18 protein-coding genes are annotated in these 21,232 nt (G+C 65.0%); 9 read left to right on the top strand and 9 right to left on the bottom strand.

The window, feature by feature from the left end:
- The first annotated feature begins 28 nt into the window (after positions 1–28).
- From WDX12_RS11270 to WDX12_RS11250, 5 genes are all read left to right on the top strand, one after another.
- A complete protein-coding gene (locus WDX12_RS11270; RefSeq protein ID WP_434724923.1) occupies positions 29–1,003 on the top strand; it encodes a WD40 repeat domain-containing protein in 975 nt (324 codons plus the stop codon).
- 76 nt (positions 1,004–1,079) lie between these two features.
- Positions 1,080–2,456 (top strand): aspartate aminotransferase family protein, encoded by a 1,377-nt coding sequence (locus tag WDX12_RS11265; protein WP_434724922.1) that lies wholly within the window; start codon positions 1,080–1,082, stop codon positions 2,454–2,456.
- 11 nt (positions 2,457–2,467) lie between these two features.
- Positions 2,468–3,874 (top strand): glutamine synthetase family protein, encoded by a 1,407-nt coding sequence (locus WDX12_RS11260; RefSeq protein WP_434724921.1) that lies wholly within the window; start codon positions 2,468–2,470, stop codon positions 3,872–3,874.
- Between the two features lie 60 nt (positions 3,875–3,934).
- Positions 3,935–4,624, top strand: coding sequence for a UdgX family uracil-DNA binding protein (locus WDX12_RS11255; protein WP_320294187.1), 690 nt, complete (start codon positions 3,935–3,937; stop codon positions 4,622–4,624).
- Positions 4,625–4,971: 347 nt separating this feature from the next.
- Positions 4,972–5,994 (top strand): IS110 family transposase, encoded by a 1,023-nt coding sequence (locus WDX12_RS11250; protein WP_434724920.1) that lies wholly within the window; start codon positions 4,972–4,974, stop codon positions 5,992–5,994.
- Positions 5,995–6,269: 275 nt separating this feature from the next.
- Here WDX12_RS11250 and WDX12_RS11245 read toward each other — a convergent pair whose 3' ends face one another.
- From WDX12_RS11245 to WDX12_RS11230, 4 genes are all read right to left on the bottom strand, one after another.
- Positions 6,270–7,529, bottom strand: a complete 1,260-nt coding sequence (locus WDX12_RS11245; protein ID WP_434724919.1) for a glycerate kinase type-2 family protein — start codon at positions 7,527–7,529, stop codon at positions 6,270–6,272.
- Positions 7,526–8,029 (bottom strand): heme-degrading domain-containing protein, encoded by a 504-nt coding sequence (locus WDX12_RS11240; RefSeq protein ID WP_434724918.1) that lies wholly within the window; start codon positions 8,027–8,029, stop codon positions 7,526–7,528. Before WDX12_RS11240 ends, WDX12_RS11245 begins: the two co-directional genes overlap by 4 nt.
- A gap of 75 nt (positions 8,030–8,104) precedes the next feature.
- Positions 8,105–9,418: a guanine deaminase gene (guaD, locus tag WDX12_RS11235; protein WP_434724917.1), complete on the bottom strand. Its 1,314-nt coding sequence runs from the start codon at positions 9,416–9,418 to the stop codon at positions 8,105–8,107.
- A 2-nt stretch (positions 9,419–9,420) separates the two neighbouring features.
- Complete coding sequence (locus tag WDX12_RS11230) at positions 9,421–10,647, bottom strand: urate hydroxylase PuuD (RefSeq protein ID WP_434724916.1); 1,227 nt, start codon at positions 10,645–10,647, stop codon at positions 9,421–9,423.
- A 132-nt stretch (positions 10,648–10,779) separates the two neighbouring features.
- Here WDX12_RS11230 and WDX12_RS11225 point away from each other — a divergent pair, with 132 nt between their 5' ends.
- The 3 genes from WDX12_RS11225 to WDX12_RS11215 all read left to right on the top strand — a co-directional run bounded on the left by WDX12_RS11225 (position 10,780) and on the right by WDX12_RS11215 (position 14,350).
- Entirely contained in the window at positions 10,780–11,700 is a 921-nt protein-coding gene (locus WDX12_RS11225; RefSeq protein WP_434724915.1) for a LysR family transcriptional regulator, read from the top strand.
- Positions 11,701–12,137: 437 nt separating this feature from the next.
- Positions 12,138–13,103 (top strand): LLM class flavin-dependent oxidoreductase, encoded by a 966-nt coding sequence (locus WDX12_RS11220; RefSeq protein ID WP_434724914.1) that lies wholly within the window; start codon positions 12,138–12,140, stop codon positions 13,101–13,103.
- Positions 13,100–14,350 (top strand): LLM class flavin-dependent oxidoreductase, encoded by a 1,251-nt coding sequence (locus WDX12_RS11215; RefSeq protein ID WP_434724913.1) that lies wholly within the window; start codon positions 13,100–13,102, stop codon positions 14,348–14,350. Before WDX12_RS11220 ends, WDX12_RS11215 begins: the two co-directional genes overlap by 4 nt.
- Positions 14,351–14,354: 4 nt before the next feature.
- Here WDX12_RS11215 and WDX12_RS11210 read toward each other — a convergent pair whose 3' ends face one another.
- On the bottom strand, positions 14,355–15,185 hold the full coding sequence (locus WDX12_RS11210) for a PhzF family phenazine biosynthesis protein (RefSeq protein ID WP_434724912.1): 831 nt from the start codon (positions 15,183–15,185) through the stop codon (positions 14,355–14,357).
- Between the two features lie 225 nt (positions 15,186–15,410).
- Here WDX12_RS11210 and dps point away from each other — a divergent pair, with 225 nt between their 5' ends.
- A complete protein-coding gene (gene dps, locus WDX12_RS11205) occupies positions 15,411–15,899 on the top strand; it encodes a DNA starvation/stationary phase protection protein Dps (protein ID WP_434724911.1) in 489 nt (162 codons plus the stop codon).
- Positions 15,900–15,927: 28 nt separating this feature from the next.
- On the opposite strand, the gene xdhC is transcribed toward dps, so the two are convergent.
- From xdhC to uraH, 4 genes are all read right to left on the bottom strand, one after another.
- The gene (gene xdhC / locus WDX12_RS11200) at positions 15,928–16,830 is read right to left on the bottom strand and encodes a xanthine dehydrogenase accessory protein XdhC (protein WP_434724910.1); all 903 of its coding nucleotides are present in this window, start codon (positions 16,828–16,830) and stop codon (positions 15,928–15,930) included.
- Between the two features lie 114 nt (positions 16,831–16,944).
- Positions 16,945–19,308, bottom strand: a complete 2,364-nt coding sequence (gene xdhB / locus WDX12_RS11195) for a xanthine dehydrogenase molybdopterin binding subunit (RefSeq protein ID WP_434724909.1) — start codon at positions 19,306–19,308, stop codon at positions 16,945–16,947.
- Positions 19,308–20,783, bottom strand: a complete 1,476-nt coding sequence (gene xdhA / locus WDX12_RS11190; RefSeq protein ID WP_434724908.1) for a xanthine dehydrogenase small subunit — start codon at positions 20,781–20,783, stop codon at positions 19,308–19,310. Before xdhA ends, xdhB begins: the two co-directional genes overlap by 1 nt.
- A gap of 3 nt (positions 20,784–20,786) precedes the next feature.
- On the bottom strand, positions 20,787–21,161 hold the full coding sequence (uraH, locus tag WDX12_RS11185) for a hydroxyisourate hydrolase (protein WP_320294176.1): 375 nt from the start codon (positions 21,159–21,161) through the stop codon (positions 20,787–20,789).
- Between the last annotated feature and the right edge of the window lie 71 nt (positions 21,162–21,232).

Genomic DNA, 21,232 nt, shown 5'->3' with positions numbered 1-21,232 from the left:
AATCCAAATCTCGCTCACGCAGGAAGCCATGCCCACAGTCGCCCCGCTTGATCTCGAAGGCCATTGCGTCGCGGCCGTCTTCCTCAACGACGTGCCGCATTTCGCTTTGGCCGATGGCGCGATCCACCGGTTGGACAACGGGCAGAAGACGGTGCAGGCCAATGACGGCCTGCTCGCCGCATTTCATGATGTGGCCAACGACCGGCTGATCACCGGCGGCGAGGACGGCAAGGTGCTTGCCATCAAAGCCGGCGGCGACGTGGCGGAACTGGCGAGCGCCGGCAAAAAATGGATCACCAGCGTCGCCGCCGGACCGCAAGGCGCGATCGCCTATGCCTCCGGCAAGACCGCCTTCGTGCGTTTCGCCGACGGCAAGATCAAGGAATTTAGCCACCCGCGCTCGGTCGAGGGATTGGCCTTCTCGCCCAAGGGCATGCGTTTCGGCGTCGCCCGCTACAATGGCGCGACGCTGCATTTCCCGGCAGCCGAAGGCAAGCCTGTCGAGCTCGAATGGGCGGGCGCGCATACTGGCATCACCTTTTCGCCAGACGGCGCCTTTCTGGTCACCACCATGCAGGAGAACGCGCTGCATGGCTGGAAGCTCGCCGACGGCAAGCACATGCGCATGAGCGGCTATCCTGGCAAGGTGAAGAGCCTGTCGTGGAGTGTGAAGGGCAAATGGCTGGCAAGCTCCGGCGCGCCGGCAGCGATCGTGTGGCCGTTTCAAGCCAAAGACGGGCCGATGGGCAAGGCGCCGCTGGAGCTCGGCACGCGCGGCAACACGATGGTGACTTGCGTCGCCTGCCATCCGAGCCAGGACGTGGTGGCCATCGGCTATGAGGACGGCATGGTGATCGCGGCGCGCTTCGCCGACGCCAAGGAAGTGCTGCTGCGCCGCCCCGGCAAAGGCGCCATCACCGCCATGATGTGGGACACGGAAGAGCGCCGCATCGTGTTCGGCAGCGCCGCGGGCGATTGCGGCGTGATCGATATCACGGCATAGGCAGTAGGGAAAAGGCAGTAGGGCTTAAGGGACGACGGCACCTACTGCCTACTGCCTGCTGCCTGAAGGGGGGCTCATGCATTCAATGGACCGGATTTCCATCGGCGGCATCGACATTGCCCGCATCGCCGAACTGCGCGAAACGGAAGCGGCCGCGTTCCGCAAGGCGCGGCCGAAATCCGAGGCGAAATTGGGCAACGGCATTGCCGGTTTCCTTGGCGGCGTGCCGATGCACTGGATGACGGACTGGCCGACGCCGTTCCCGATGCTGGTCGACGGCGCCAAAGGAGCCACCATCACCGATATCGACGGGAACAGGCTCGACGATTTCTGCCTCGGCGACACCGGTTCGATGCTCGGCCATTCGCCGCCGGCGGTTGCCCGCGCCATCCGCCGGCAGTCCGCCCGGGGGCTGACCTATATGCTGCCCAGCGAGGACGCGCTGGCGATCGGCACGCTCCTGCAGCAACGCTTCGGCCTGCCCTACTGGCAGATCGCAACCACGGCCACCGACGCCAACCGCTTCGCGCTGCGGGTTGCCCGCGCGGTGACAGGGCGCGAGAAGATCCTGGTCTTCAACGGCTGCTATCACGGCTCGGTCGACGAGACGATGGTGCGGCTGATCGACGGCAAGCCGGTGAACAGGCCTGGATTGGCCGGCGAATTCCGCGACCTGACGCGAGCGACCAAGATCATCGAATTCAACGATATCCCCGCTTTGGAAGCAGCGCTCGCTGACCGCGACGTCGCCTGCGTCATCACCGAGCCGGTGCTGACCAATTCCTGCATGGTGTTGCCGGAAACGGGCTTCCACGACGCGCTGCGGCGCCTGACCCGTGCTGCGGGCACGCTGCTGCTGATCGACGAGACGCACACGATCTCTACCGGCCCCGGCGGCTATACGCGCAAGCACGGCCTGGAGCCGGACCTGTTCGTGCTCGGCAAGCCGGTGGCCGGCGGTGTGCCGGCGAGCATCTGGGGGATGAGGGAGGAAATCGCCACCCGCTACGGCGCCTACAACAGGACCAAGGAGCCCGGCTATTCCGGCATGGGCACGACGCTGTCGGCCAATCCGCTGCAATTCGCGGCGATGCGCGCCACACTGGAAGAGGTGATGACCGAGGAGGCCTATGCCCATATGGACCGGCTGGCGCGCCGGCTCGATGCGGGGCTCTCCGCCGTCATCGCGCGAAAAAAGCTGCCCTGGCATGTCGCGCGGGTCGGCGCCCGCGTCGAGTTCATCTGCGCGCCCGGGCCGCTCGGGAACGGCGGCGAGGCGGAAAAGGCGCACGCGCCCGAGCTGGAAGCCGCCATCCATGTGGCGCTGGTCAATCGCGGCGTGCTGATCGCGCCGTTCCACAACATGATGCTGATCTCGCCGGCAACGACGTCAGCGCAAGTGAGCCGGCTGATCGCCGCCTTCGCCGCGGTTGCGGCCAGGCTTACGGCGTGAGAAAAGCGGCGATGGACAATCCGCACGCCGTAACCACGTCCCCTTCCGGCTCGACGCCCGCCGAGGCGAAGGCCTTTCTCGACGCGCATCCCGAGATCGAGGCGTTCGACATCGTGCTCACCGATGCCAACGGCATCGGCCGCGGCAAGATCGTGCGCCGGCACGAGCTGATGGGTATTTTCGAGAACGGCCGGCATCTGCCCATCTCGATCCTCGGCCTCGACATCACCGGCGAGGACGTGCACGAAACCGGGCTGGTGTGGGACACCGGTGACGGCGACCTGCGCGCTTGGCCGATCCCGGGCACGCTGGTGCCGCTCTTCGGCACCAATCCGCCGCGCGGCCAGGTGCTGATGTCGATGCACCACCTCGACGGCGAGCCGATGACGTCCGACCCGCGGCTGGTGCTGGCACGGCAGGTGGAACTGCTGACGGCACGCGGCCTGCATCCGGCTGGCGCTTTCGAGCTCGAGTTCTTCCTGCTGTCGAACGAACGCGACGCCGATGGCAAGGTGCAGCCTGCCCGCGCGGTGCTCGACGGCCGCCGCTCGGCCAAGACCGAGGTCTATTCGGTCGACCATCTGCACGGCATGGAGCCGCTGTTTTCCGACATCTACGCGGCGGCCAAGGCGCAAGGCATACCGGCCGAAACCGTCATTTCCGAATACGCGCCCGGCCAGTACGAGCTGACGCTGAACTACCGCAAGGACGTGATGCGGGCGGCCGACGACCTCGTCATGCTGAAGCGTCTGGTCAGGGCGCAGGCGCGCCGGCATGGCGTCACCGCCTGCTTCATGGCCAAGCCCATCGAGGCCTATGCCGGCTCCGGCATGCATTTCCACGTCTCGCTGCAGGACGATGCCGGCCGCAACGTGTTCACCGAGGCTGCCGGCGAAAAGTGGTCGCCAAAGCTGCTCAACGCGCTCGGCGGCCTCATCCACACCATGGCGGAATCGATGCTTGTGTTTGCGCCGCACGCCAATTCCTGGCGGCGTTTCGTCTCGCAATCCTATGCGCCGGTGGCGGCGAGCTGGGGCGTCAACAACCGCTCGGTGGCGTTGCGCGTGCCGGCGGGCGACGCCAAGAACCGCCGCATCGAGCACCGGCCGTCGGGCGTCGACGCCAATCCGTACCTGATCGCCGCGACGGTGCTGGCCGGCATCGTCAAGGGGCTCGACGAGGCCCTGGATCCCGGTCCCGAAACGACCGGCAACGGCTACGAGCAGGCACCGGAGAAGTCGACCATGCCGGCCGACTGGCGCGCCGCGATCGAGGCCGCCAGGGGCTCCGACTTCCTGAAATCGGCGCTCGGCCCCGACCTGCACCGAACCTTCGTGGCGATCAAGCAGGCGGAATATCTGCGCGTCGCGCGCACCGTCAGCGAGCTGGATTATCATCTCTACCTGCACGAGGTGTGAGGATCGGGAACCATCGTCGGTCTCGCCCATTTCAAATTCGAAAGCGGGCGAGACAGAACGATGGCAACAACACCGTCAACAACGGCCTTGCAGCGTGAAGCGGGGCGCCCAGCCAGGCGCATCCCTGCGCCGGAATCAGAGCTGACCGCCGGGGATGACGCCACCTCGATCGAAGAGGCGCGTGAGGCTGCAATGGGCTGCCGCCGCTGCCCGCTCTGGCGCGATGCGACGCAAACCGTATTCGGCGAGGGTCCGGAAAATGCCGACGTGATCTTCGTCGGCGAACAGCCCGGCGACCAGGAGGATCTGGCCGGCAAGCCATTCGTCGGGCCGGCGGGCAAGGTGTTCGACAGCATCCTCGACGATGCCGCGATCGACCGCCGCAAGGTCTATGTGACCAATGCGGTGAAACATTTCAAATTCGAGCCACGCGGCAAGCGACGCATCCACTCGAAACCCAATGCTGGCGAAATCCAGGCCTGCCGCTGGTGGCTGGGCAAGGAGCTCGACCTGATCAAACCGAACCTCGTAGTGGCGCTCGGCGCGACGGCGGCGCAGTCGCTGCTCGGCAAGGCCGTGCCGATCACCAAGATGCGCGGCGATGTGGTCGAGCGCGAGGACGGATTGCGCGTGTTCCTGACCATCCACCCCTCCTTCATCCTGCGCATCCGCGAGCCGGAGGACAAGGAGGCCGAACGCGAGCGGTTTTTGCAGGATATGCGGAAGGTGAGGGAGTTGATGGTCTCGTGACCGTTGTTCTGCGCGCCCAAGGAAGGGTTTAACGGACCCTCTTGTATGGAGGTCTCGCGGCCTTGGAGATTAGCCGAAACGCCCATCAGGTCGTCATCCACGGGCGGAGCAAGGAGCGAAGCGACGCGCGCAGACCCGAGGATCCATGCCGTGACTTCGACGTGTTGCAACGGTGCAGAGTTCTGCTCCACTGCACTCCTCGGCTGAGGTCACGGAATGGATTCTAGGGTCTGCGCTCGTCGCTTCGCTCCTTGCTTCGCCCTAGAATGATGGGTGGACGGCCCCTTGCGGCATCGAATGTGCCAAACTGGGCTGTGATTAACTCCAGCGGAAGGAGACCGTCCGTCATGCAAGCTATCAGATTTGGTATCGATTTGGCCAAGAATGTGTTTCAGGTGCACGGCGTGGATGCGACCGGGCGCGTGGTGGTGCAGCGCCAGCTGCGCCGCGCGCAGGTAGAGAAGTTCTTCGCCACACAGCCGCCGGCGCTGATCGGCATGGAGGCCTGCGGCTCGGCCCATCATTGGGCCCGCACGCTGCAAGCGCTTGGCCATGAGGTCAAGCTGATGCCGCCGGCCTATGTGAAGCCCTATGTCCCGCGCAACAAGAACGATGTGCGCGACGCGCACGGCTGTTGCGAGGCGGTGAGCCGGCCCGACATGCGCTTCGTGCCGATCAAGACGGTCGAACAGCAATGGGCCAGAGCGCTGCACCGCACGCGTGACCTTCTGGTGCGGCAGCGCACGCAGTTGGCCAACGCCATGCGTGGCCTGCTCTATGAGATGGGCCAGACAAGCGCCCAGGGGGCTGCGGGCCTGGAAGCGCTGCTGCAGCGCATCGAGACCTCGGATGAGGCCATCCCCGCGGCGCTGCTGATCTGCCTGGCGCCGCTGGCCGGACAATGGCGGGCGCTGGATGGCGAGATCGGCAAGCTGGACAAGCAGATCCTGGCTCAGGTCAGGCAGCAGCAAGCGGCCTTGCGGCTGACGACGATCCCGAGCGTCGGCCCGATCATCGCACATGCAACCATCGCGGCCATTGGCGACGGCCGCCAGTTCGCCTCGGGCAGGGACTTCGCGGCGTGGCTCGGCCTGACCCGCAAGAGTCATGACACCGGCGGCAAGCACAAGCTGACGGGCCATATCAGTCGCGCCGGCGACAGAGACCTGCGAAGGCTGCTCATTCTCGGCGCCAGTTCCTGGCTGCGCCAGGTCAGGGCCAAGCCCGACAGAGGCTCGCCCTGGATACGCGGCCTGCTGGCCAGGCGCCCGGTCAAGGTCGCGGTCGTGGCGCAGGCAGCCAAGACCGCGCGCATCATCTGGGCAATGCTGAGCTCGGGACAACAATACAGGGCGCCGGCTGCGGCATAACCCGCAAAGCGAGGCCCTTAACAGCGTAAGGAGCAAATAGCAGCACGGCAAAATGGTCAGGACCTGGGTCGAGACACTCCGCCTTCGTCATCGCGATTAAAAAGCGCGCTAGAATGATTGGAACTCGATCCGCGTAACCCCTGAGGGCCAGCGGTCATCAAATCGACCGCATCAAAGGCCGAATACATGACCGCTCCAGACTTAAGCCGTCGCCGCTATTTTGCCTCTTGCCCAAGAGGGGCCGTCCATACATGACGATTTTGTGGGGATCCGAGCTACCTAACCAAAATCGCCCTCAAATCATTCACGTTTGTTCCAGTCGGCCCCGGGACAAACAAATCACCAACCGCCTTGAAGGCCGTCCAGGCATTGTTGCCGGCAAGCATGGCCTTGGCGTCGACCCCTGCCGCACGCATGCGCGCCACAGTCGCGCCGTCGGCGAAGGCGCCGGCGTTGTTTTCCGAGCCGTCGATGCCGTCCGTGTCGGCGGCCAGGGCGTGAATGCCGTTCACACCATCGATGCCGATCGCGAAGGCGAGCAGGAATTCCGAGTTGCGGCCGCCCTTGCCCTTTGCGCGCAGCGTCACGGTGGTCTCGCCGCCGGAGAGGATCAGCACGGGCTTGGCGAAGGGGCGATTGCGGGTGGCCACTTCGCGCGCGATCGCGGCGTGGACGCCGCCGACCTCGCGGGCCTCGCCCTCGATCGCATCCGACAGGATGACGGCCTCGATGCCTTGCCGCTTGGCCTCGGCGGCGGCGGCTTCCAGCGACACGCCGGCCGAGGCGGTCAGGTGCACCTCATTGCCGGCAAAGCGCGGATCGTCGGGACGCGGCGCGTCGGCGGCCGGCGAATTGATATGCGCCATGACCGAGGCCGGCAGCTTCATGCCATAGGCGGCGATCGAAGCCAGCGCATCCTCGCGGCTGCCGGTGTCGGGAATGGTCGGGCCTGAGGCAACGAGCGCCGGATTGTCGCCGGGGATATCGGAGACGACCAGCGACACCACCCTGGCCGGATGGGCGGCAGCGGCCAGGCGTCCGCCCTTGATGGTCGAGAGATGCTTGCGGATGGTGTTCATCGCCGCGATCGGCGCGCCGGAGGCAAGCAGCGCCTCGTTGACGGCGATCTCGTCGGCAAGCGTCAATCCGGGAGCGGGCGACGGCAGCAAGGCCGAGCCGCCGCCGGAGATCAGCGCCACCACCAGATCGTCGGCGGTCAGGCCGCGCACCTTCTCCAGCAGCCGGCGCGACGCCTCGAGACCGGCGGCGTCAGGCACCGGGTGCGCCGCCTCGATGATCTCGATGCGCTCGCATCTGGCGCCATAGCCGTAGCGGGTAACGACAAGGCCGTCGATCGGACCGTCCCAGACCTTCTCGAAGGCGGCCGCCATCTGCGCCGAACCCTTGCCGGCGCCGATGACGATGGTGCGGCCCTTCGGCTTTGCCGGCAAATGGTTGCGGATCGTCTTTTCCGGGTCGGCGGCGGCGACGGCGGCGTTGAAGATCGAGGTGAGGAAGCTTTTCGGGTCGGTCATTTTTCTTCCGGCGGCAGCGCCAGCCCGCTCGCATCGATGCCAAGATGGGCACAAAGCGCTTCGACGACGACGCCATGATCCTCGCGCTCCGGCAGGCCCGAGACGGCGATCACGCCGATGACGCCGGCGCCCTTGACGGTGACCGGGAAGCCGCCGCCGGCAAGCACATAGTCGGCAATGTCGAGGCCCTCACCGATTTTGAAGGTGCGGTCCGGGCGCTGCTGCTCGAGCACGAGGCGATAGGTGCTTCTCAGATAGCGTTTCACGACATTGATCTTGCGCCGCGCCCAGTCGGGATTGGAGGCGTTGGAACCGGGCATCGCGGCGTAGAAGAGCGGCCGGTCGAAGGTCCTGATGTCGACGATGACAGGCAGGTTTTCCTTCAGCGCCCGGTCCCGGATGGCGGAACCGATCTTGAAGGCCACAGCCTCGTCGAAAGCCGGGAAGACCAGCGTGGCTTCCTGTTTCTTGATCAGAGCGATGTCGTCGGCGGTGGCCATGGCGTTCCCCTGTCAAATGTCGACGCACGCTTTGGCCGATGGCTGACGCGGGGTCAAGCGAAGAGCACGTTTAATCTATGCGACAATCGCGCTCTTCGCCGGCCGCCCCGCCACATAGACCTCGCGCACGGCACGGTCGTCGCCCAGCGTCTGCAGCAGGAAGAGCTCCTCGGCCAGCGTTTCCACCGTCTCCATCCTAAGCCGCATTCCCGGCGTCGAACGGGCGTCGAGCACGACGATATCGGCGTCGGTGCCTTCATCCAGCGTGCCGACCTTGTCGGCCACCGACAGTGCCTCGGCATTGCCGCGCGTCAGCTGCCAGAAGGACTGGAACGGATTGAGCTTCTCGCCGTTCAGCGCGATCACCTTGTAGCCCTCGTCCATGGTGCGCAGCATCGAATAGTTCGTGCCGCCGCCGACATCCGTGGCGGCCGCGATCCTGAGCGGTGCTTCGCGCCGGCGATAACGCTGGTAGTCGAACAGGCCGGAGCCGAGGAAGAGATTTGAGGTCGGGCAGAACACCGCCACCGAGCCCGACCGCGACAGCGCATCCGCCTCGCGTTCCGACAAATGAATGCAGTGGCCGAACAGGCTCTTTTTGCCGAGCAGGCCGTAATGTTCATAAACGTCGGTGTAGTCGCGCGACCAGGGATAGAGTTCCTGGGTGAAGGCGATCTCGGCGTGGTTCTCCGACAAATGCGTCTGCATGTGGAGGTCCGGATGTTCGCGGCAGAGCGCACCCGCCATCTCCATCTGCTCGGGCGAGGAGGTGATGGCGAAGCGCGGCGTGATGGCATAGAGCTGGCGGCCCTTGCCGTGCCATTCGGCGATCAGCGCCTTGCTGTCGTCATAGCCGGTTTGCGGCGTGTCGAGCACGGCGTCCGGCGCGTTGCGGTCCATCATCACTTTGCCGGCGATGTTGAGCATGTTGCGCTCATGCGATTCGGCAAAGAAGGCTTCGGCCGACGATTTGTGCACCGAGCAATAGGCAGCGACGGTCGTCGTGCCGTGGCGCAGCATCTCATCGAGGAACAGCCGCGCGATGCGGCGGCCGTGCTGCGCGTTCTGGAACTTCGACTCTTCCGGGAAGGTGTATTTGTTGAGCCAGTCGAGCAGCTCCGCGCCATAGGAGGCGATGATCTGCATCTGCGGCACATGCACATGCGCGTCGAGGAAACCAGGCAGGATCAGATGCGGGCGATGGTCGATCGTCTCGACACCGGCGCCCGCCTTCTTCAGGACCTCCGCGTAGGAGCCGGCGGCGACGATCCTGCCGTTTTCGATCAGCAGACCGCCATCCTCCTCGTAACGCCAGGCGGAATGGTCGTCTGTCGCTTCGGGCCAGCGCAGGAAAGACAGCGTGCGGCCACGCAATAATTTCATTGTCATGCTTATTTTCCGGCGCCCTCGAACCAGGCGACCAGAAGGGCCCGTTCCTGGTCTGTTATGTGGCTGACGTTGGCGGGCGGCATGGCATGCGCCCGGCCGGCCTGGATATATATCTCGCGCGCATGTTCGGCGATGCGCTCGTCGGTATCGAGCAGCACGCCCTTCGGCGCATGATAGATACCTTCATAGACCGGCTCTTCCGTATGGCACATGGAGCAGCGGCCGAGCACGGTGTCGCGCACGGCCGGGAAGTGAGCCGAGGCGATGTAGACCTGCGCGGCGGCGGAGGCCGCTGAGGTCTTCGGCTCGCCGGTCAGCACCTTCGGCACGGTCGACAGCCAGATGATGATCATGAACAGCACCGCCGCGCCCAGCCAGGTCCAGGTCGGATTGCCCTTCCTGGCATGCACCGTGTTGAAATAGTGCCGGATCAGCACGCCGATGATGAAGACCAGCGAGGCGATGACCCAGTTGAACTGAGTGCCGAAGGCCAGCGGGTAGTGGTTCGACAGCATCAGGAACAGGACCGGCAAGGTCAGGTAGTTGTTGTGCAGCGAGCGCTGCTTGGCGATCTTGCCGTATTTCGGGTCCGGTTTGCGGCCGGCGATCAGGTCGGCGACGACGATCTTCTGGTTGGGGATGATGACCATGAAGACGTTGGCCGACATGATCGTGGCGGTGATGGCGCCGAGATGCAGGAAGGCGGCGCGGCCTGTGAAGAGATGCGTCAGCCCCCAGGCGATGAAGACCAGCACACAGTAGAGCACCAGCATCAGCCCGGTGTCGCTTTTGCCGAGCGGCGAACGGCAGAGCAGATCGTAGACGATCCAACCGACGCCGATTGTCGCCAGCGACAGAAGGATGCCGACCGGCGCCGAGATGTTGAGCACGTTGGGGTCGATCAGGAAGAGATCGGCGCCGGCGTAATAGACCACGCAGAGCATGGCGAAGCCCGACAGCCAGGTGGCGTAGGATTCCCATTTGAACCAGGTGAGGTGCTCCGGCATCTCGGCCGGCGCCACCAGATATTTCTGGATGTGATAGAAGCCGCCGCCATGCACCTGCCATTCCTCGCCGAAGGCGCCGGCGGGCAGGCCTGGACGCTGGCGCAGCCCAAGGTCGAGGGCGACGAAATAAAACGACGAGCCGATCCAGGCGATGCCAGTGATGACATGCAGCCAGCGGACCGCAAAACTCAGCCAGTCCCAGAAAATCGCGAAATCCGTCATTGCACTCGTCCCTGCCGATGGGAGCGACTTTACGGTCTGGCGCGCAAACGAAAAGAGGCGAGGTGCGCGATGACTTTCAAAAAAAAATAAAAAATACTAGGCTTGCCCTACGCAGCCGCATGAGAGCCACGCATGGCCTATCTCGACAACATCGCCGTCTTCGTCCGCGTCGTCGAGCTCGGCAATCTGTCGGCAGCGGGGCGCGACATGCGCATTTCGCCGGCGGTGGCTTCCAACCGCATCAAGGAGTTGGAGAAGCACCTGGGCGTCAGGCTCTTCAACCGCACGACCCGCCAGTTGATGCCGACCGAGCACGGCACGGTGTTCTACACCGGCGCCAAGCAGGTGCTGGACGCGATCACCGAGGCGGAAGCAGCGGTCGCGGCACTTTCCGGCCAGCCGCGCGGTACCATCAGGGTCACGGCGCCGCTCGGCCTCGGCCGGCGGCTGATCGCCTCGGGCATTCCGGACTTCCACGACAAGTACCCCGATATCGAGGTGCGGCTAAGGCTCTCCGACCACAATGTCGACATCATGAAGGAAGGCATCGACGTCGCCTTCCGGCTCGGCATCATCGAGGATTCGAGCCTCAGGATGCGCGGCATCATGGAATGCGAGCGCGTGCTGGTGGCGGCGCCGAAATATCTGGAAGCGCGCGGCGAACCGGCCGAGGCGCAGGAACTGATCGGCAAGAAGCACGATTGCCTGATGCTGCGCTATGCCGGCGCGCGCGAATATGTCTGGACGCTGCAGACGCCGGGCGGCCCGCAGAAGTTCGAGGTGCACGGTCCCTACGACACCGACGACGGCGACGTTCTGACCGGCTGGGCCTTGTCCGGGCGCGGCATCATCAACAAGCCGCGTTTCGAGGTCGAGCCGTTCATCCGCGACCAGAGGCTGAAGGTGATCCTGGCCAAGACACCACCGACACCGGTGCAATTCGCCGCCGTCTACCCGCACAAGAAGCTGCAGGACCCGAAAGTGCGGCTGCTGCTCGACTTCATGGCCGAGCGCTGCCAGCGGCTTATCAAGGATATCTTGGCCGGGAAGTGATGGGCCGCTAGCGCTGCGTCGCGTCGCGATTGGCCGAAGCCTGCGTGACGTCGTCATCCACGGGTGGAGCGACGCGAAGCGGAGCGCAGACCCGAGGATCCATTCCGTGACTTTGATCGTAGGGTGCTGCGGAGCAGAATTCTGCATCGTCGCAACGTTTTGAAGTCACGGAATGGATTCTATGGTCTGCGCCGCGTCGCTTCGCTCCTTGCTCCGCCATAGAATGACGACGGGATGGGCGCCGCGGCTAACCACCGAGGTATCCGACCCGCCACGCAATATCGGGTGGCCAGGACTTCGACCTTGCCGCTAGACAGTAGCTGGCCGGCAAGTGGCAGCCTGGTGGCCCATCCGGGCCGGTTGCCTTACGCGAAAGCCAGCCTAGGTTGGTAACCGGATGGTTGCGCGAGGTCGCCCGCAGCCGAATAGGCTACCCAATGCATCTCGCCGTTTCCCTCAACATCGCCGTCGCCACAGGGCAGACCGGGCTGACATTCGCGGAGATCGCCGGATTCGTACGAAAGATCGAAGCGGCCGGTGTCGACATGGTCATCATTTCCGACTCGTGGCCAAGCGGCGAGCCGTCGACCAGCCCGTTCGAAGCGACCACCCTCATCGCCGCGCTGGCGACTGTGACGGAGAATATTGGCCTCGTCGCCAGCGCCTCGACGCTCGCGCACCAGCCGTACAACCTGGCGCGACGTTTTGCATCGCTCGACATCATCAGCCATGGCCGCGTCGGCTGGAACGCGACGCTGCGGCAGAACCCGCTCGAGGCGGCCAATTTCAGCCGACCGGCAGGCATTCCGAACAATGATTTCCGGCGACGCGCCGAAGAATTCATCGGCATCGTGCAAGGGCTGTGGGGAGGCTGGGACGCGGACGCGTTGCTGTTCGACCAGGCGGGCGGCCGGTTCCACGATCCCCGCAAGATGCACTTCCTCGATCATAAGGGCGAGTTCTTCTCGGTGCGCGGACCGCTGAACATCGCCCGCTCGCCGCAGGACACGCCGCTGCTGGCCATGTCCGGCCTCGCCAGGACCGACCTCGATTTCGCCGCCAGCGTCGCCGATGTCATAGCGATTGAGGAACCCCCGCCGGAAGGCGCTAGAGCGACCTGCGACGATCTCAAGAAACGGGCGCTGGCCGCCGGACGCACGCTTGACGCGCTAAAAGTGCTGACGACGGTTTTCGCCCCCGATCTCACCGCCGCAAGGCTGGAGGTGTGGTTGGGCGCGGAAAGCAGTGACGGCCTGATCTTCGCTTTGCCGGCTGACCGTTCCGCGATCGACGGTTTTACCGATCGCATCCTACCGGAATTGCGCCGTCGAGACCGCGCCCGCCCTGCTCATGGGGCGACGCTGCGCTCCCGTCTCGCGCTTGGAGCGGGAGGCGCAAAATGAGCGCGCGCCAGATGAAGCTAGGCCTGTTCTTGTGGGCGACCGGCCATCACATCGCCGCATGGCGCCATCCGGATGCGCATGTGAAGGCCGGCATCGACATCGACCACTACGTACAGCTTGTCCGCACTGCCGAGGCCGCCAAGTTCGACATGGTGTTCTGCGAGGACGCCGCCGGCCTGCGCGAGGCCGATGTCAACATCGCCAGCCAGACTTCGCGTTCCATCGGCTTCGAGCCGATCAGCCTGCTGTCGGCGCTGGCCGCGCAGACCGAGCGCATCGGCCTCGTGTCGACGGCATCGACCAGCTACAATGAGCCCTACGGGCTGGCGCGCATGTTCGCCTCGCTCGACAATCTGAGCGGCGGCCGCGCCGGCTGGAACCTCGTCACTTCGGCGAGCCCAATCGAAGCGGCGAATTTCGGCGCGACGGGCTTGCGGCCGCATGCCGACCGCTATGCGCGGGCGCGGGAATTCGCGACCGTCATCACCGGCCTGTGGAACCGGCGCGCTGCCGGCCATGACGGCGAAAGCTTTTCGGTACGCGATCCGCTCGACATTCCGCCCTCGCCGCAAGGCGCGCCGGTGATGGTGCAGGCCGGCGCCTCCGATGACGGCAAGGATCTTGCCGCGCGCACCGCCGACGTCGTGTTCTCGGCGGCGCAGACATTTGAGGAAGCCAAGGCCTTCTATGATGACCTCAAGGGCCGGCTCGCCGCCTATGGGCGACAGCCGGACGACGTCAAGATCATGCCCGGCGTGGCGCCGATCGTCGCCGCCACGAAAGCCGAGGCGCAGGCGAAATATGACGCGCTGCAGGAATTGATCCCCGACGATGTCGGCGTGGCGCTGCTCTCCAGCTATCTCAGCATCTCCGATCTCGGCCGCTACCCGATCGACGGGCCGCTGCCCGAACTGCCGGAGAGCGAAGGCATGAAGAGCCGGCCGGCGCTGGTCATCGAGCAGGCGCGCCGCGACGGGCTCTCGATCCGCGAGCTCGCGCGTTACTTTGCCGGCGCACGCGGCCATTGGCGCATTGTCGGCACGGCCGGAGAGATCGCCGACGAATTGCAGGCCCGCTTCGAAGGCGGCGCCGCCGACGGCTTCAACGTGAAGCCGTCCTGGTTCCCGGGCGAGCTCGACGTCTTCGCGACGCTGGTCGTGCCGGAGCTGCAGCGGCGCGGCCTCTTCCGCAAGGACTACGAAGGCCGCACGCTGCGCGAGCATCTCGGCCTCAAGCGGCCGGTTTAAGAGTTCAGTCCATCAGCCGTGCCGTTCCCGACACTCTGATCGAGCTGCCCGGTGTCGGCGGGATATCGGCATGAAGGCGTGAGCGCATGCCCATATCCTCGCCTTGAACGATGTCGATCGCGCCGCCATGCGGCCAGCCGAGATCACGCAGATAGCCGGCAAAGGCAGCGGTCGCGGCGCCCGTCGCCGGATCTTCGTAGACACCGCCGGAAGCGAATGGATTGCGCGTATGGAACAGGCGCGGCGTCTCGGCATAGGCGAGCAGGATCGTGACCAGGCCTTCGCGCCGCATGAAGGACTGGCCCTTTCTCAGATCATAGGCCATGGCGGCCAGCGCCTCGCGAGACTTCAGCGCCAGGACGAGGTGATCGGCGCCACCATGGATCAGCGCCGGCGGAATGGCGGGGTCGAGATCGCCCGGCTGATAGCCGAACAAGGCGAGAGCCTCCCCGGCCAGTTCCGACGAAGCAGCCTTGCTTCGCGTCGGTGGCGACTGCAAGGCGGCGGCAAAGTTGGCACCGTCGCGAAACCCTTCGACGGTTATGTCGGCCTGGTTGAGGGTAAGCTTGAAGATGCCGTCGCCGAATTTTCTAACCAGCGCCGCACCGAGCGCTATCGTGGCGTGGCCGCAGAAGGGCACTTCCGATTCCGGCGAGAAGTAGCGGACGCGCCAGCCGTCGCCTTCGGGCGCAGCGAAGGCGGTTTCCGAAAAGCCGACTTCGGCCGCGACACGCTGCATGTCGGCCGCGCCCGGCAAGGCCTCGCCGATCACCACGCCAGCGGGATTGCCGCCGGTGTTCCCATCCGAAAATGCCGCTATGCGCAATACGTCCATGTCGCTCGTCCCGTGTTCACCGCTGGTCAGGCGCGCAGAAAACACGGTTCGACCGCGTTTGGGAAACGAAGAAAGCGACGAGCAGCCGTGAGCTTCAGTCACAGCTGCAATCAGGCTCCTTATTCCAATGCGGAACGAAATTCGGGTCGTCGCCGTTCTGACGACTGGCGGTCGCTCGGGCCGCCTTCAGCTTTCATCACCGACGCAGCGCGACAGGAGCCGACCATGGACGCCATCGTCACCAAGAACGACCTCAAATCCGATGCCAAGAAGGAATCGATCGATCTGCTCAACGCCAGGCTTGCCGACGCCATCGACCTGGCGCTGATCACCAAGCAGGCGCATTGGAACGTGAAGGGCCCGCAATTCATCGCCATCCACGAGATGCTCGATGAATTCCGCGAGGAGATCGACGGCCATGTCGACATCATCGCCGAGCGCGCCGTCCAGCTCGGCGGCACCGCGCATGGCACTCCGCAAGAAGTGTCAAAGGCAACCCGGCTGAAACCCTATCCGACCGACATCCACAAGACCAAGGATCACCTGGCGGCGTTGATCGACCGCTATGCCGCGGCCGCCAAGCTGACGCGCGAGGCGATCGACGAGGCGGACGACGCCGGCGATCGCGATACGGCGGACATCTTCACCGCCTATTCGCGCTCACTGGACAAATTGTTGTGGTTCCTGGAGGCGCACACGCAGGAGAAGGAATAGCCAGACGGCCGCTCACATGGCCGGCTGATCAGCCGGCCATCGCCTTTTCAGCACCGGCGGACCTTGGCGCCTCGACGGCGTGCGACACCAGCGACGTCATGATCTCGGCGGCGGCGAGTGCTGCGATCACCGGCGGGCGCTTGTCCTTCACCGCATTGCCGCCGATCGGCGAGACGAGCCGGCCGAACTGGGCATCGCTGCCTTCGGCCGACTTCAGGAACCAGTTCTTGAAGGTGGCCTTTTTGGTCTTGGAACCGATCATGCCGACATAGGCAGTGTCGTCGCGCTTCAGCGCCTCGGCGACGATCAGGAAATCCAGCGCATGGTCGTGGGTCAGGATAGCGAAGGCCGACCCAGCCGGCGCCTCGCGCACCACGGCCTCGGGCATCGGCGTCAGGCGTGTTTCCACCGTTTCGGGCATGCCTTCCAGTGCATCTGCCCGTGTCTCGACGACGACGACATGGGTCGGCAGCAGCGCCAGCGACTCAGCCAGCGCCTGGCCAACATGGCCACCGCCGAAGAGATAGACATGCGGGAGACGCGCTTCCTCGGCTTCGGCCTTGGCGATCAGCTCGCGTTCAAGCGAAGCATCGACCAAGCGGATGGACACCTCGACGCGGCCACCGCAGCACTGGCCGATTTCCGGCCCGAGCGGGACATCCAGCGTGGCGCAGACCTCATCGACCTCAATCCGGGCTTCGCTATCCGCCCCCGTGCGGGGAGATAAGGGTCGCAGCATCTGCCGGGCCTTGTCGATCGCCATATATTCGAGTTGGCCGCCGCCGATCGTGCCGAAAATCGACGATATCGAGACAAGCATGAAGGCACCGGCCTCGCGCGGCGTCGAGCCCTTCGTCGCCGCCACTTCAACCAATGCAGTCCGGCCGACGCGGCCGAGGAATTCCTTCAGCTCTTGCACTTTCGAGTTCATCGTCTGCATTTTCGTCTGTTTGGCGCATGATCCTTTCCGAAATCGACGCCGATTTCGGGGTCGTGCGCTGGGAAATATAGCGTTTTGCGCCTCGATTTGCACGTTTCGGCCCATTCAGGCCGGCTTCGCAGCTTCCCGCTTCAACCGCTCGATCGCCATCAGCACCCGTTCCGGCGTCGCCGGCGCGTCGAGGCGCGGGCAGATCTTGTGGTCAGCGACACTCGCGACCGCGTCCGACAGCGCATGCAGCACCGACATGCCGTGCGGCAGCGGCGGCTCGCCGACCGCCTTGGAGCGATGGATGGTCGGTTCATAGGCCGACGACCAGTCGGTCAGCTTGACGTTGAAGATCTTTGGACGGTCGGAGGCGAGCGGGATCTTGTAGGTCGACGGCGCATGCGTGCGCAGCCGGCCGCTGTTATCCCACCACAATTCCTCCGTCGTCAGCCAGCCCATGCCCTGAATGAAGCCGCCCTCGATCTGGCCGAGGTCGATCGCCCGGTTCAGCGAGCGGCCGGCGTCGTGCAGGATATCGGTGCGCTCGACGACATACTCTCCGGTGAGCGCGTCGACCGAAACCTCCGAGCAGGCCGCGCCATAGGCGTAATAGTAGAAGGCGTGGCCACGGCCCTTGCTCCGGTCCCAATGGATCTTCGGCGTCTTGTAGAAGCCGGCCGCCGAGAGCTGGACGCGGTTGATGTAGGCCTGCTTGACCAGGTCGTTGAAGGCCACCTCCTGGTTGCCGACGCGCACCCGGTTGGGCAGGAACACGACCTGGTCGTGCGGGACCTGATATTTGTCGGCGGCGAAATCGGTCAACCGCTTGCGGATCTGGCGCGCGGCATCCTGCGCCGCCATGCCGTTGAGGTCGGCACCCGAGGAAGCCGCCGTCGGCGAGGTGTTCGGCACCTTGGCGGTGGTGGTGGCGGTGATCTTGACCCGGTCGAGGTCGATCTGGAACTCTTCCGCCACGACCTGCGCCACCTTGAGATGCAGGCCCTGGCCCATCTCGGTGCCGCCATGGTTCATATGCACCGAACCGTCGGCATAGACATGCACCAGCGCGCCGGCCTGGTTGGCCTCGGTCTTGGTGAAGGAGATGCCGAACTTGACCGGCGTCATCGCGAGGCCGCGCTTGAGGAAGCGGCTGTTGGCATTGAAGGCGCTGATCTCGCGGCGGCGGCGCGCGTAATTGGAGCTTTCCTCCAGCTCCGCCACGATGCGCTGGATGATGCAATCCTCGACCTTCTGGTGGTAGGGCGTGACGCTGCGCTCGCCGATGGCCTCCATCGGGTCGTAGAAGTTGAGCTTGCGGATCTCGAGCGAGTCCTTGCCGACGGCGAAAGCCACCTCGTCGATAACGCGCTCGGCGCCGACCATGCCTTGCGGGCCGCCGAAGCCGCGGAAGGCGGTGTTGGAGACGGTGTTTGTGTAGAGCGGCGCCGACTTCGCATGCACCGCCGGATAGAAATAGGCGTTATCGCAGTGGAACAGCGCCCGGTCGCCGACCGGGCCGGACAGGTCGGCGGAAAAGCCGCAACGCAAGGCATAGGTGAAGTCGACGCCGAGGATGTTGCCCTCATCGTCGAAACCGACCTCGTAGTCGATGGCGAAATCATGCCGCTTGCCGGTGGCGGTCATATCCTCGTCGCGGTCGAGCCGGATTTTCACCGCACGCTTGAGCTTCTTGGCGGCGATCGCGGCGATCGCGGCGCACTGGTTGGCCTGCGTTTCCTTGCCCCCGAAGCCGCCGCCCATGCGGCGCACTTCCACGGTCACCGCATGACTGGGCACGCCGAGCGCATGGGCGACCAGATGCTGCGTCTCGCTCGGCCCTTGCGTCGAGCAATAGACGATGACCTCGTCATCCTCGCCGGGGATGGCCAGCGAGACCTGGCCTTCGAGGTAGAAATGGTCCTGGCCGCCGAGCCACATGCGGTTCTTGATACGGCGGGGAGCGGCCGCGATCGCCGCGGCGGCATCGCCGCGCTTCAGGATCAGCGGCGTGGTGACCTGCTTGTCCTTGACCGGGTCGAGATCCCAGATGTCGATGACGGCCGGAAGCTCGTCATACTCGATCCTGGCCAGGCGCGCCGCGCGGCGCGCTTCCTCGCGCGTCTCGGCGACCACGGCGAAGATCGGTTGGCCGTAAAACTGCACCTTGCCTTCGGCGAGCACCGGATCGTCATGCATGTTGCTTGGCGAAACATCGTTCTCGCCGGGAACGTCGGCATGGGTCAGCACATCGACAACGCCGGGAGCCGAGCGCACCGCCGACAGGTCGACGCTCTTCAGGGCGCCATGCGCGACCTTCGACAGGCCGAGGCCGACATGCAGCGTGCCGGCCGGCTCCGGCATGTCGTCGATATAAACGGCGGTGCCGCTGACATGCTTGTGCGCGGAATCGTGCCGCTGGTCGGTGGCGACGCCGCCGGTGATTTTTTCCGCCTTGAGGTTGGGAGTGGCGTGCTTGTTCATCAGGCCGCCTCCTCACGTGATACCTGGAACGGCGCCTTCGTTCCGGTCGTCTCGATATAGAAGCGCAGCAGCAGATTCCTTGCCGCCAGCGCCCGGTATTCGGCGGTCGCCCGCATGTCGGTCAGCGGCGTGAAATCCTTGGCATATTCGGCCATTGCGGCCTCCACCGTCGCCTCGTTCCAGGCCTTGCCGGTCAGCGCCTTCTCGACCGCCGTGGCGCGCTTCGGCGTCGCCGCCATGCCGCCATAGGCGATGCGGATATCGGTCACCGTGCCATCCTTGGCCAAGGTCAGGTAGAAAGCCCCGAGCGTCGCGGTGATGTCCTCGTCCCGGCGCTTGGTGACCTTGTAAACGGCAAACTTCGTTCCTTTTGCCGGCACCGGCACATGGACGGCCTCGACGAACTCGCCGGGCTGACGGTCCTGCTTGCCATAGGCGATGAAGAAGGTTTCGAGCGGGATCGTGCGGCGGGCGTTACCCTTGCGCAGGGTGAGCTCAGCGCCGAGCGCAATCAGCGGCGGCGGCGTGTCGCCGATCGGCGAGCCATTGGCGACGTTGCCGCCGATGGTGCCCATATTGCGCACCTGCTCGCCGCCGATGCGGTCGACCAGCGGTCCCAAGGCCGGGATATGCTTCGACAGCGTTTCGAAGGCTTCGGTGTAAGTGACGCCGGCGCCGATGGTGATCACGCCATCCTTCTCAGACATCGCGCCAAGGCCATCGAGACCGCCGATGAAGATTGCCGGCGAGATGTCGCGCATGTGCTTGGTGACCCACAGGCCCACGTCGGTCGAACCGGCAACGACGGTCGCTTTCGGCTCGTTTTCGAAGATGGCGGCGAAATCGTCGGCATTGGCCGGCACGATCAGCCGCGCCTTGCCGGAGCCGATTTCGACCCTGGCGCCATCGCGTAGCGCCTTCAGCCGCGCGGTGATGTCCTTGCGCTCCAGCGCCAGCGGATCCTTGGCCGCCTTGCCGTAGCTCGAAATGGCGTGCGCGGCGCGCATGATCGCCTCGTAGCCGGTGCAGCGGCAGAGATTGCCCTGCAGCGCCTTCTCGATCGCCGCGTCGGACGGATCGGGAGACTTCATCCAGAGCCCGTAGAGCGACATGATGAAGCCCGGCGTGCAGAAGCCGCATTGCGATCCATGGAAATCGACCATCGCCTGCTGCACCGGATGCAGTTTTTCGCCATCGCCGCGCAGATGTTCCACCGTCACGACATGGGTGCCGTCGAGCGAGCCCATGAAGCGAATGCAGGCGTTGACGCTTTCGTAGACGAGACCTTCGGCAGCGAGCTTGCCGACCAGCACCGTGCAGGCGCCGCAGTCGCCTTCGGCGCAACCTTCCTTGGTGCCGCGCAGCGAGCGGTTGAGCCGCAGCCAGTCGAGCAAAGTCGCATCGGGCGCGACGTCCTTCAGCGCCACGTCGGCGCCGTTCAGGATGAAGCGTATCTCGTTGCGGGTCCCGGCCATGTCTCAGCTCCCCCGATAGGTCGAGTAGCCATAGGGCGAAATCAAGAGCGGCACGTGGTAATGCCGCGCCTCCGCCATGCCGAAGCGGATCGGCACGATGTCGAGGAAGGCCGGTTGCGGCAGGTCGACACCCTGGCCACGCAGATAGTCGCCGGCGGCGAAGACCAGCTCATATTCGCCGGTGCGGAAATCGGCACCGGCGAGCAGCGGCGCGTCGCAACGGCCATCGTCATTGGTGGCCACGGTCTTGAGATGCGTGCGGCTCTGGCCTTCGATGCGGAAAAGCCCGATCGACAGGCCCTTTGCCGGCCGTCCAGTCGCGGTGTCGAGCACATGGGTCGTCAGGCGCCCGCCATCGGCTTTCGACGTTTCTGCCACTGGCGCCTCCCATTTCCAGCACGACCGATTGGCCGGTACAGTTTCAGGTCAATTGTGCGCCCATTAAAGGC

Source organism: Mesorhizobium sp. RIZ17, assembly GCF_051127865.1.
GTDB lineage: Bacteria > Pseudomonadota > Alphaproteobacteria > Rhizobiales > Rhizobiaceae > Mesorhizobium > Mesorhizobium humile.
Note: the sequence above shows the minus strand (reverse complement) of the source record. Positions and strands in the feature narration are given on the sequence as shown.